The organism is Parerythrobacter aurantius (assembly GCF_045291475.1).
Classification (GTDB): Bacteria; Pseudomonadota; Alphaproteobacteria; order Sphingomonadales; family Sphingomonadaceae; genus Parerythrobacter; species Parerythrobacter aurantius.
In genome coordinates this window covers 223,673-235,548 of record NZ_CP147985.1, presented here as the reverse complement: position 1 = coordinate 235,548, position 11,876 = coordinate 223,673, and the positions used below count along the sequence as shown (strand labels likewise).

The window sequence follows — 11,876 nt, the reverse complement described above, 5'->3', positions numbered from 1 at the left end:
CCTTAGTTCGAAGTGGGCGCAGCCATCCGCCGCCCAAGCGCTCGTGAAGCCCAGACCATGCCGCCAATCGGCATCAACACTGCGCCCACCACGATCAGGATCGCCAGCATATAGCCGAAGATCGTCCCGAGCGATCCCAGTGCGCCCGCTACAGGTGCGAGGAAGTCGCTCGTGACCGGGGTGCCGGTTTCGTAATTGACCGTCACCTTGCTGTAGGCAACCCGGCCTTCCATTTCCTTGAGCCAGCTCTTCGCCTGGTCGATTTCTTCGTTGACGGCCGCCACGCTGCGTTCAGCCTCGACCAGTTCCTCCACCGAGCCTTTGCGGGTCTTGAGCACCTGCAGGAGCCGGTCGCGCAATTCGGTGCGGGCGGCGAGGCGGGCTTCGGTATCGACGATGTTTTTCGACAGCTCTTCGGAGGCGATTTCGGCAGAAACCTGCTCCGCTCCGGCGTCTTCGGCCTCGTCTTCCAGCAGGGCACCGAACGCACGCGCCTGCTTGCTGGCGACCGCCATCTGCAACACGCCGCGTACCTCGCCTTCTTCCTCCCCGGTCTTGGTCATGCCGAGGATCTGGCAGCTGGCCGGTCCCTGCTGCTCGCATAGGGATGCATGGCGCCTCTGGAGCGAGCCGATCTCCGCGGCGGGCATGCGCCAGCGATAGTCGTAGGCATAAGCCAGCTGGGGCAGGGTGACGGGGATCTGGGCAAGTTCCGGTAAGGCAGAGCGAGTTTCGGGTGCCTCCTCCATGGCTGCATCCGCACCGGCAGAGCTTTCAGCCGTGACTGCGGCGGACTCCGCCGCATCGGTGGTTGCCGCTTCGTCTTCCTGGGCTTGCTGGCAAGCCCCCAATGCAAGCAGCGATGCCGCCGCCAGTGTAACAATCTTGCGCATCCTCACTCTCCTCATGATCACAATGATGCCTCATTGAAGACACATTGTAGCCATAATTCTGCCACATTCTGACGAATGCGCAAGCGTCAGATGCAACAAGACCCCGTCACCAAGGGTGACAGGGCCTTGCGTTTGCTCAGTATTACAGAGGGTTAGGCTTCTTCCAATGCACTCTGTTTGACCGCCGCAATGAGCGCGTCGGAGAACGCGGGGATATCGTCCGGATTGCGGCTGGTGATCAGATTGCCGTCGGTCGCGACCTGCGAGTCGATCACATTGCCGCCGGCGTTTTTCAGATCGGTGCGCAGCGAAGGCCAGCTGGTCACGGTGCGACCGCGGACGATGTCGGCCTCGACCAGCAACCACGGCGCGTGGCAGATGGCTGCAATCGGCTTGCCGGCATCGTTGAACGCCTTGACCAGGCCGATGACCTTTTCGTTCATGCGCAGGATGTCGGGGTTCATCTGCCCGCCGGGAAGAAGAAGCGCGCCATAATCATCGGGCGACACTTCGTCGACGGTGAGGTCGACTGCGACGCTCTCGCCCCAGTCCTTGTCCTTCCAGCCCTTGATTTCGCCTTCTTCGAGGCTGGCGACCGTGGTTTCGATATCGGCCTTCTCCAGCCGTTCCTTCGGTCCCAGCAGTTCCGACTGTTCGAAGCCGTCGGTCGCTATAATCAGCACGCGTTTCATGGCGGGGGTTCTCCTTGTTTCGGTATGCAGCTTGAATGCATGGGGACAGCGCCGCGTTCCGTGCTGACAGGCGAACCGTGGCTCTGTTAGGGCGAGCGCCATGTCCGCTGCCGATACGACTACAACAGAGCCTGATCCCTTCGACGCCATCGTCGATGCCCCGTTCGATTCCGCGCTGGAAGAACGTTATCTGGTCTACGCGCTGAGCACGATCACCGCGCGTTCGCTGCCCGATTTGCGCGACGGGCTGAAGCCGGTCCACCGCCGCCTGCTGTGGGCGATGCGCCAGCTCAAGCTCAACCCGAACGATGCATACAAGAAGTCGGCCCGCGTCGTCGGCGACGTGATCGGCAAGTACCACCCGCATGGCGACCAGTCGGTCTATGACGCCATGGTCCGCTTGGCGCAGGATTTCGCGCTGCGCTACCCGCTGGTCGACGGGCAGGGCAATTTCGGCAATATCGACGGCGATAACGCCGCCGCCTACCGCTATACCGAGGCCCGCCTGACCCGCACCGCGCTGCGGCTGATGGAAGGGCTCGACGAAGGCACCGTCGATTTCATCCCGACCTACAATGGCGAGGAGCAGGAACCGGAGATCTTCCCCGGGCTGTTCCCGAACCTGCTGGCCAATGGCGCAAGCGGGATCGCGGTGGGGATGGCGACGAACATCCCCAGCCACAATGTGTCCGAAATCGTCGACGCGACGCTGGAGCTGATCGACAACCCGCATGTCGAACATGCGCGGCTGATGGAGCTGTTCCACGGTCCGGATTTCGCCACCGGTGGGCTGATCGTCGATAGCCCGCAGGTCATCTCCGCCGCCTATGAAACCGGGCGCGGCAGCTTCCGCGTGCGCGGGCGATTCCATGCGGCGGAGGCCAAGGACGAGGCCGACCGCGCGGCGGGCATCGAGCGGCTCGGCGGCGGGCAGTGGCAACTGGTTATCAGCGAAATCCCCTACCAGGTGCAGAAGGGCAAGCTGATCGAGCAGATCGCGCAAGCGATCGCCGACAAGAAAGTGCCGATCCTCGAGGACGTGCGCGACGAGAGCGACGAACAGATCCGCATCGTGCTGGTGCCGCGCAGCCGCAATGTCGATCCGGAACTGCTCAAGGAATCGATCTACAAGCTGACCGACCTCGAGACCCGCTTCGGGCTCAACCTCAACGTGCTCGATGCCACCCGGACCCCGATGGTGATGGGGCTGAAGGAACTGCTCGAAAACTGGGTTCGCAGCCAGATCGACATTCTCCAGCGCCGCGCGCAGCACCGGCTCGACCAGATCGCCCGGCGGCTGGAACTGGTCGAAGGCTATATCATCGCCTTCCTCAACCTCGACCGGGTGATCGAGATCATCCGCTACGAGGACGATCCCAAGGCGGTGATGATGGCGGAATTCAGCCTGACCGACCGCCAGGCCGAGGCCATCCTCAACATGCGGCTGCGCAGCTTGCGCAAGCTCGAGGAAATGCAGCTGCGGCAGGAAAAGGACGAACTGCTGAAGGAGCAGGACGAGCTGCATAAGCTGCTCGACAGCCCGGCGCGCCAGCGCACGCGATTGAAGCGCGACCTGACGACGCTGCAGAAGGAATATGCGCTCGACACCGCATTGGGCGCCCGCCGTACCACCATCGCCGAGGCCGCCCCGACGGTCGAATTCAGCATGGACGCGATGATCGAGAAGGAACCGGTCACCGTCGTGCTGAGCCAGAAGGGCTGGATCCGCGCCGCACGCGGCCATGTCGATCTGGGCGTGGATGGCTGCGGCGACTTCAAGTACAAGGAAGGCGACGGCCCGGCCTTTGCGGTCCATTGCCAGACCACCGACAAGCTGCTGCTCGCCGCCGACAACGGCCGGTTCTACACCGTCGGCGCGGACAAGCTGCCCGGCGCGCGGGGCTTCGGCGAGCCGGTGCGCAACACGCTGGATATCGAGGCCGAGGCGCAGCTCGTGGCGGTCATCGTGCACAAGGATGGCACGCGGCTGTTGCTGGCGGCCGATACCGGCAAGGGCTTCATCGCCGAGACGGCTGAACTGCTGGCAGAAACCCGCAAAGGCAGGCAGGTGGTCAACCTCAAGGACAAGGCGAAGCTCTCCGTGGTGCGGCCGATCGGCGAGGGGCACGATCATGTCGCGGTGGTCGGGGACAACCGCAAGCTGGTGGTCTTCAACATGGAGGAAGTGCCGGTGATGGCGCGCGGGCAGGGGGTGACGCTGCAACGCTATCGCGACGGCGGGCTGGCCGATGCCACCACCTTCGTGCTCGCCAATGGCCTCAGCTGGCAGATGGGCGGCAAGGGCGACCGGACCCGGACCGAAAGCGACATCTGGCAGTGGAAGGTCGCCCGCGGGGCCGCCGGGCGGATGCCGCCGCAGGGCTTCCCGCGCGATAATTCCTTCGGCTAGCGTCCCGCGAGAACCTCGTTCAGGAGTTGCTCGACCCGTGCGCGGTCGGGGAAGCCTTCCTCGATCCAGCGCGCCTCGACCTGGCGCAAGGTCCGCGCGACTTCCGGCCCGGCGCCCACGCCGCGGGCGACGATCTCGCCGCCCTTCAGCGGGAATTGCGGGATCGGCCATTCGATCACCGGGCGCGGGTCCCGGTTGGTCAGCAGCAGCCTGTCGCGCGCATTCTCGGTCCCTTCGCGATAGGCCAGCGCCAGCGGACCCTCTCCGTCGGCAGGTCCGCGCGCAGCCAGGCTTTCGAGCCGGTCGCGCTGCGTTCGCGACAGGCGCAGCCGCGCGGCGACGTTCTCGGCGATTGCGGGCACCGCAGGCAGCAGCGCGGCGAGGCGCCGCAGCGGGTCGGGTTCGGCGCCAAACTTCGCTTCATTGCCGACCAGCAGTTCGAGCCGCGCCAGTTCCGCATTCCCGGCTTCGGGCAGGACGACCGGCAGCACCTCGCGCTGGCGCATCCGCAGCACCGTGGCGTAAGGGTCGGGCAGGGCGAGCAGCGCCAGCAGCTCCATCGCCACGCGTTCGCGGCTCAGGCCCTTGAGGGTATGCGCCAGTGCGGCGCAGGCCTCCTCCGCCTCGTCGTCCAGTTCCGACCCGAAGCGCGCCTGGAAGCGGTAATAGCGGAGAATACGCAGGTGATCCTCGGCAATCCGTTCACGCGCCGTGCCTATGAACCGGACACGGCGGTCCCTTAGGTCTTCCAGGCCGCCGAAAAAATCGCTGATCTCCAGCGTCTCCGGATGCGCATAGAGCGCATTGATGGTGAAGTCCCGCCGCGCCGCGTCGTCACGCCAATCCCGGGCGAAGGCGACCGTGGCGCGGCGCCCGTCGGTCGAGACATCGTGCCGCAGCGTGGTGATCTCGACCGGGCCGCCCTCCAGCACGGCGGTGATGGTGCCATGGTCGATCCCGGTCGGAACCACGCGGATGCCGGCCGACCGCAGTCGCTCCATCACCTCATCCGGCAGCAGCGGCGTGGCCGCATCGATATCCTGGGCCTCGTCGCCCAGCAGCGTATCGCGCACGGCACCCCCGACCCAGCGCAGATTGTCGGCACCCAGCACTGCGGCCAAGTGCGCAAGGTCCGCGCGCTGGGTCCATTCGGCGGAAGGGAGTGTGTCTGACATGAAAGTTCCGTTCGGGCTGAGCTTGTCGAAGCCCCGCACTTCTTCCTGAGCAATCCGCTAGAAGAAAGGGCTGCCCTTCGACAAGCTCAGGGCGAACGGAAGTGGGGATTTCGTGCTCACTCCTCCTTGCCCGAACGCCTTGGTCAATCGAACAGCTCGGTCAGCCGCAAGCGCTGTGACAGGTTGGCGATAATGCCCGCTGTGACGCCCCAGATGCGATATCCCTCGTAATGCATCTCGAAATAGCGCCGCTCGGCGCCGCCCCACCAGACGCTCTGCTCGACATAGTTGGCCGTGTCGAACAGGTGGGCGAGCGGCACCTCGAACCAGCTTTCGACCTCGCCCGGGTTGGGCACCAGCGGCAGGTCGGGCGGGACGACGCCCAGCACCGGGGTGATGTCGAAGCCGGTGCCGGTGACGTAATTGTCGGTCGCGCCGATGATGCGGACGTGGCGGCTGGGCAGGGCGAGCTCTTCCTCTGCCTCGCGCAGCGCCGCTTCCACTGGGGTTTCCCCAAGGTCAATCTTGCCGCCAGGGAAGGCGACCTGCCCCGGGTGGCTGCGCAGATCGTGGGGGCGCCTGGTCAGGATGACGCCGGGCTGCGGGCGGTCGGTCACGGGGATCAGGACGGCGGCGGGGCGCGGCGTACCCTTTGCGAAACGTTCGTCGCTGATGAGGCCAGCGGCAGGCTCGCCATGTCCGTCGTCGAAGACGCGCTTGAGCCGGTCGAACAGTTCGCTCATGCCGGTAATAGCGAGAAGGTCTCGCCTTGGCTGGTGACGGTCCAGTCGTCGCCCAGTGCAAGCGCATGCTCGGCCAGCTGTTCGTAGGTGCTGCGGTTGAGCCGCGCCTCGGTGCCGCGCCGGACGCCGAGATAGAGCGCCGGGGTCTCCGGATCGCCCCGCGCGAATAACGGATGCTCCGGCCCGGCCACGATCAGCTCGTCGGTGTTGAGCCGGAAGGCGAGGGCGCCGTCGCGCTGCGCCATGTCGACCGCGACGAAGGCCGCGTCCTCGACCTCGATGCCCAGTTTCTCGAACGGGGAGTACAGCCAGTGCTGCCCGCTATCGTCGCGCACCAGCAGGCCCGAGAAGGCGCGCACCATCGCCGGGCGGGTGATCGGGCTGCCGTCATGATACCAGCTCCCGTCGGCAGCGATGCGCATGCGGCTGTCGCCGGTCCGCTCCGGAGCCCACTGCTCGACCGGCGGCAGCTTGCGCGCCGCGACCTGTTCGGCGATCTCGCTGAGTATCAGTCCGGCTAGATCGGGGGGCGGCTGGTAGGGCATGGCCGGAGCGTTGGCAGATATGCCCGCCGCTCACAAGAACCCGTCATCCGGCCCAGGGGCCGAGCATGCCTTCGCGCGGCAATATGCCGGGATTTTCGCACCGCAGCAGCAGCCGTGCCGGGTCGTAAGGGCCGGGGCAGTGCCAACCCCCCGTGTGTTCGGCGGTGAAGCCCCAGCGGCCGTAATACTCCGCATCGCCGATCAGGACCTGCGGCAGGGTGGGCGCGCCACCCTGTGCCATGGCATCGATCGCGCCGAGCGTCGCACCCATCAGCGCCTTGCCGTAGCCTGCGCCCTGTAGCCCCGGCATCACCGCGACCGGGCCGACCATGACCAGCGGATGACCCTTGCCGTCGGGGGTCGCGAGGGCGACGGGCCAGAGCTGGATCGTGCCCGCAAGGAAGTCCTCGTCGTCGAGCGCGGCGAAGCTCAGCCCTTCCAGCCAGTGGGCGCCTTCGCGGATGCGATAGGCGGTGCGCGCATGGCGGTCCGGCCCGAAGGCTGCATCGAGCAGGGCCTCGACCAGTGACGGATCGACTACGGAAAGGGGGACAAGCGTCGCCATAGGGGCGCGGCGGTTAGGGCGCGCGCGCCCTGCTGTCGATACAGTTTCGCTTGCCGCTTACTTAGCCGGGCTCAGCTTCAGCAAACGGCCGCCCTTGCCATCCTCGATCAGCCAGACGCTGCCATCGGGGCCCTGGGCAATGTCGCGCAACCGGTTGTCGAACCCGTAGCGCGCGACCTCCGTGCCCTTCTCGCCTTCGATCGCGACCTCGACCAGCGATTCGATCGAGAGACCCGCGATCAGCACATCGCCCTTCCAGCCGGGGAAGGCATCGCCGGTGTAGAAGATGAAGTCGCCGGGCGCGATGACCGGGGTCCAGCCGATCGCAGCGGCCTTGAACTCGGGCCGGGTCGCATGCGCCGGGATGTCGCGGCCATCGTAATGGTCGCCATCGGAAACCACCGGCCAGCCATAGTTGGCGGCACGTTCGACCTTGTTGAGCTCGTCGCCGCCTGCCGGGCCGTGCTCGAGGTCCCACAGCGTGCCGTCAGGCGCGAACTGGAGGCCGAGAACGTTCCGATGGCCGTAGGACCAAATTTGCCGTGTGGGCCAGTTGGGGGTGACCGACTCGTCGGTCCAGCCGAACGGGTTGCCCTCGGCCGCCTCGCCATCGAGGGTCAGCCGCACGATCGTGCCGAGCGTGTTCGACAGGTCCTGCGCCGGCTGCATCTTCTGCCGGTCGCCGCTCGAGACGAAGAGATACTGGCCGTCGGGCGATATGGCGAGCTTGTGCGAGTAGTGCCCGCGCCCGGTGACCTTGGGTGTCTGGCGCCAGATCACCCGCAGGCCGTCGATCCGGCAGGCATCGGCCGCTTCGCACACCAGCGTGCCCTTGCCGACCGCAGCGCCGCGGGTGTCGCCATCGCCGGCTTCGGCCCAGCTGAGGAAAATGGTGCGCCGGCCGAGGGTCGCCCCGGTTTCCGACGGAAGGAAGGCGACATCGCCCAGTCCACCCTGGCCGCCGTAATCGACCTGCGGCAGGCCGGACACCGTGCCGATCTTGCCCGAAGTCAGGTCGACGAACTTCATCGTCCCCGCCTTCTCGGTCACGAACACCGTGGATGTTCCCGGCGCGAAGGCCATCGCCCAAGGTTCGGCAAAGGTGCCGTGTTCCGAAACCTCGTAACGGACATCGCCCGCGGTGGCTGTCGTCCTATCCCCCGAATTGGTCGAACCGCAGCTTGCGAGCGCGATGGCGGGGAGGGACAAGAGGGCGAAGAGACTGGTGCGGTTCTGGTTCATGCTTGCTGCAACTCCCGAAGGCTTTCGCGTTTCCCGTGCCCCGGCCGTTTTCGGCGTGGACGAGGCCGGGCGAGGCCCGCTGGCCGGGCCGGTGGTGGCTGCTGCTGTAATGCTGGGGACGGATGTTCCGCAAGGGCTCGATGATTCCAAGAAACTGACGGCCAGGCGGCGCGCCACGCTCGACGAGGCGATCCGGTCGCAAAGCGCCTGGGGCGTGGGGGTGGTGGGCGTCGAGGAGATCGACCGGCTCAACATCCTCGGCGCGACCATGCTGGCGATGACGCTGGCGGTGGCGCGACTGGCCGAGGTGCTGGGGCAGGGGCCGGCCGAGGTGCTGATCGACGGCAATCTCACCCCTCTTGGGCGCTGCGAGCAGTGGTGCTGGCCCGCCCGCGCCATCGTCGGCGGCGACGGCATCGAACCTGCGATCAGCGCCGCCAGCATCGTCGCCAAGGAATGGCGCGACCGGATGATGGTCGAGGCCGCGCGCGAGCACCCGCAATACGGCTGGGACCGCAACAAGGGCTATGGCAGCGCCGAGCACATGGCAGCGCTGCGGGACCACGGCCCCACTCCGCTCCACCGGCGGAGTTTCGCGCCCGTGGCGCAATTGGCGCTCATCTGATCCGCAAGAATTCGACGAGTTGAGTCCTCAGCGCCACACCGCAGTATATCGAGTCCCGAAAGACGAGCCGGACTCAACATCTTGTGGAGGACTCTTTATGTTCCGTCATGGTTGACGGCCCGTTAACCATATTCCCCGATACTTCGTGCTTGACGCGGAGTCCGCTTGGACTCACCCTGTGGATAACCAGCCAGACGGGGAAGAATGATGGGGGTCTTGGAGACCACGAAACAGCGCGCTTTGCGCGCGCCGAAGCCGGTTGCTGCACCGAAAGTAGCGCTGCCCCTGGGGCAGATCCTCTCGGGCGATTGCGTCGAAGCGATGCGGCAATTGCCCGATGCATCGGTCGACCTGGTCTTCGCCGATCCGCCCTACAACCTCCAGCTCGGCGGCGATCTCAACCGGCCCGACGGCAGCCATGTCGATGCCGTGACCGACCACTGGGACCAGTTCTCCAGCTTCAAGGCTTATGATGACTTTACAAAGGCCTGGCTGACGGAAGCGAAACGCGTTCTAAAGCCCGACGGTGCGCTGTGGGTGATCGGCAGCTATCACAACATCTACCGCGTCGGTGCGATCCTGCAGGATCTCGGCTTCTGGCTGCTCAACGATATCGTCTGGCGCAAGACCAACCCCATGCCCAATTTCCGCGGCACCCGCTTCACCAATGCGCATGAAACGCTGTTGTGGGCGAGCCAGGGCGAGAAGGCCAAATACCACTTCAACTACCGCGCGATGAAGACGCTCAACGACGAGCTGCAGATGCGCAGCGACTGGGTCATCCCGATCTGCAACGGCGGCGAGCGGCTCAAGGAAAACGGCCACAAGGCGCACCCGACGCAGAAGCCCGAGGCGCTGCTGTACCGCGTGCTGCTGGCGACGACGGAGAAGGGCGACGTGGTGCTCGACCCGTTCTTCGGCACCGGCACCACCGGCGCGGTTGCGAAGCGATTGGGGAGATCATGGATCGGTTGCGAGCGCGAGGATTTCTACCGCGGCGTCGCGATGAAGCGGATCGAAAAGGAGCTCCCGCTCGACGAAAGCGCGCTCACCACCATGCAAGCTGGCCGCGCCGCGCCAAAGGTGGCCTTCGGCGCGCTGGTGGAGGCAGGGCTGCTGAAGCCCGGCACCGAAGTGTTCGACAAGCAGCGCCGCTGGAAAGCGACCGTGCGGGCGGATGGTTCGCTGGTGTGCGGCAAGCAGTCAGGCTCGATCCACGGGCTGGGCAAGGACCTGCAAGGCGCGCCTAGCTGCAATGGCTGGACCTTCTGGCACTACGAGGATGAGGGCGTGGCCAAACCGCTCGACGCGGCGCGGCAGTTGTATCTGCTGGCGACAGAGGATTGAGCGCGGCTATGTTCATCAGGGCACATGGTGCAACGTGGGCAGGACACAGGTTCCTGCTCGAAGAATTTGACTTCGGCACATACTGCTTTTTTACGAGAGAGAAGACGACCCTCTTATGAAGCGCGACGACCTGTACGACAGCCTATCAGATGCCAAGGACGTTTGCTGCGAGGTTTTCGGCGTTCCTCCGGAAGCCTGGTCGATCTTGACGAACCACACCCCGCTGATGGCTTGAATTAGGACCGCTGGGGCCTCCTAATGTGATCTGAACCAAACGCGTCACCCCGGACTTGATCCGGGGTGACGGGAAGTGGAGGGATAGGTCGTGCTGTCCTACAACCCGCCCCCAGCGCTATACCGTGCAAATGCGCACCTACGCCCCTTTCCATCTGCCGCCCGACAGGCAAAACGCACCCGGTAACTTTTTTCCCCTTGGACAGTGGTCCAAGTGGTCCATGTCCAACATTTGCGAGTGCGCGCGCCCATGACCGAGACCGTCTATATCCGCCCCATCGGCTTCGTGCCGGGCCCGCAGGCCGAGGAGGGCGATGCGATCCGGTTGGCGGGGAGTATGGTCTATGCGCACCGGTTCGCGGTGATCCTGCGCACGGGTGGCAAGGTGGCCGAGCGATGGACCTGCTCGCCGCAGCATATCGGTCAAGTGATAGGCGAACTGCCCGATGCACTCGGCGAGGAGGCGGAGACGCAGTGGGCCAATCTCAAGGTCGTCCATCCGCCGTTGAGCCTGGGGGCGAGGACCGTGCGGCTCGACCAGCCGCAGGTGATGGGCATCCTCAACGTCACGCCTGACAGCTTCAGCGATGGCGGCGCGTTTCTCGATGACCCCGAAGTCGGCAAGGCGCAGGCGGCGAAGATGCTCGAGGCCGGCGCGGCGATCATCGATATCGGCGGCGAAAGCACGCGTCCCGGCGCAGCGGCGGTGTGGGAGGAGGAGGAGATAAAGCGCGTCCTGCCAGCGGTGCAGTACTGCGCCGCGATGGGCGCGGCGGTCAGCATCGACAGCCGAAGGGCGGGGGTGATGGAAGCCGCGCTCGATGCAGGCGCAACGCTGGTCAACGATGTGTCCGGCCTGCAATACGATCCGCGCAGCGCCGAACTGGTTGCGAGGGCCGGATGCCCGGTGGTGCTGATGCACGCGCCGGGCAAGGGACAGGATCTGCATGAGAACGGCGATTACGAGAGCGTGGTGTTCGATGTGTTCGACGCCCTGCGCGCGCGGCGCGATGCGGCGGTGGCGGCGGGGATTTCGCCCGACAGGATCCTGCTCGACCCCGGCCTCGGCTTCGGCAAGTCGCTGGCTGACAATACCGCGCTCGTCAACGCGCTGCCGCTGTTCCACGCGCTCGGCCACCCGATCCTGCTCGGCGCAAGCCGCAAGCGGATGATCGGCGCGCTCAGCAACGAGGCCCCTGCCGACAAGCGGCTCGGCGGCAGCATCGCGCTGGCGATGGCGGGGATGGATGCCGGCGTGCACCTGCTCCGCGTCCACGACGTCGCCGAAACGGTGCAGGCGAGGAACGTCTGGCGGGGCCTGCGCGATGCGGCGCTGACCGACTTCGCCGACCTGCCGGCCTAGCGCGACCGTATCACGACCCGCTGGACTTGCTTCATCCGCGCG

At 65.8% G+C, this 11,876-nt stretch carries 11 protein-coding genes; 4 read left to right on the top strand and 7 right to left on the bottom strand.

Going from position 1 to position 11,876, the window contains the following annotated elements:
* Positions 1 to 2 precede the first annotated feature (2 nt).
* Together WAB17_RS01240 and WAB17_RS01235 are read right to left on the bottom strand one after the other, a co-directional pair.
* Entirely contained in the window at positions 3 to 893 is an 891-nt protein-coding gene (locus tag WAB17_RS01240; RefSeq protein WP_435418230.1) for a DUF4349 domain-containing protein, read from the bottom strand.
* Positions 894 to 1,045: 152 nt separating this feature from the next.
* Positions 1,046 to 1,585 carry a type 1 glutamine amidotransferase domain-containing protein gene (locus WAB17_RS01235; RefSeq protein ID WP_435418229.1) on the bottom strand — a complete coding sequence of 180 codons (540 nt, stop codon included), beginning with the start codon at positions 1,583 to 1,585 and terminating at the stop codon, positions 1,046 to 1,048.
* A 100-nt stretch (positions 1,586 to 1,685) separates the two neighbouring features.
* Between WAB17_RS01235 and parC the strand changes: the two genes are divergently transcribed.
* Positions 1,686 to 3,995, top strand: a complete 2,310-nt coding sequence (parC, locus tag WAB17_RS01230; protein ID WP_435418228.1) for a DNA topoisomerase IV subunit A — start codon at positions 1,686 to 1,688, stop codon at positions 3,993 to 3,995.
* Here parC and WAB17_RS01225 read toward each other — a convergent pair.
* The 5 genes from WAB17_RS01225 to WAB17_RS01205 all read right to left on the bottom strand — a co-directional run bounded on the left by WAB17_RS01225 (position 3,992) and on the right by WAB17_RS01205 (position 8,265).
* Positions 3,992 to 5,170: a CCA tRNA nucleotidyltransferase gene (locus tag WAB17_RS01225; protein ID WP_435418227.1), complete on the bottom strand. Its 1,179-nt coding sequence runs from the start codon at positions 5,168 to 5,170 to the stop codon at positions 3,992 to 3,994. The genes parC and WAB17_RS01225 overlap by 4 nt on opposite strands.
* A gap of 143 nt (positions 5,171 to 5,313) precedes the next feature.
* Positions 5,314 to 5,913 (bottom strand): CoA pyrophosphatase, encoded by a 600-nt coding sequence (locus tag WAB17_RS01220; RefSeq protein ID WP_435418226.1) that lies wholly within the window; start codon positions 5,911 to 5,913, stop codon positions 5,314 to 5,316.
* The gene (locus WAB17_RS01215; RefSeq protein ID WP_435418225.1) at positions 5,910 to 6,458 is read right to left on the bottom strand and encodes a DUF1285 domain-containing protein; all 549 of its coding nucleotides are present in this window, start codon (positions 6,456 to 6,458) and stop codon (positions 5,910 to 5,912) included. Before WAB17_RS01215 ends, WAB17_RS01220 begins: the two co-directional genes overlap by 4 nt.
* A 43-nt stretch (positions 6,459 to 6,501) precedes the next feature.
* Complete coding sequence (locus tag WAB17_RS01210; RefSeq protein WP_435418224.1) at positions 6,502 to 7,023, bottom strand: GNAT family N-acetyltransferase; 522 nt, start codon at positions 7,021 to 7,023, stop codon at positions 6,502 to 6,504.
* A 57-nt stretch (positions 7,024 to 7,080) separates the two neighbouring features.
* A complete protein-coding gene (locus WAB17_RS01205; RefSeq protein WP_435418223.1) occupies positions 7,081 to 8,265 on the bottom strand; it encodes a PQQ-dependent sugar dehydrogenase in 1,185 nt (394 codons plus the stop codon).
* Here WAB17_RS01205 and WAB17_RS01200 point away from each other — a divergent pair.
* From WAB17_RS01200 to folP, 3 genes are all read left to right on the top strand, one after another.
* Positions 8,264 to 8,890: a ribonuclease HII gene (locus tag WAB17_RS01200; RefSeq protein WP_435418222.1), complete on the top strand. Its 627-nt coding sequence runs from the start codon at positions 8,264 to 8,266 to the stop codon at positions 8,888 to 8,890. The two genes, WAB17_RS01205 and WAB17_RS01200, sit on opposite strands and share 2 nt — an antisense overlap.
* A gap of 207 nt (positions 8,891 to 9,097) precedes the next feature.
* Positions 9,098 to 10,237 carry a site-specific DNA-methyltransferase gene (locus tag WAB17_RS01195; protein WP_435419407.1) on the top strand — a complete coding sequence of 380 codons (1,140 nt, stop codon included), beginning with the start codon at positions 9,098 to 9,100 and terminating at the stop codon, positions 10,235 to 10,237.
* Positions 10,238 to 10,721: 484 nt separating this feature from the next.
* The gene (folP, locus tag WAB17_RS01190; RefSeq protein WP_435418221.1) at positions 10,722 to 11,834 is read left to right on the top strand and encodes a dihydropteroate synthase; all 1,113 of its coding nucleotides are present in this window, start codon (positions 10,722 to 10,724) and stop codon (positions 11,832 to 11,834) included.
* Positions 11,835 to 11,876 lie beyond the last annotated feature (42 nt).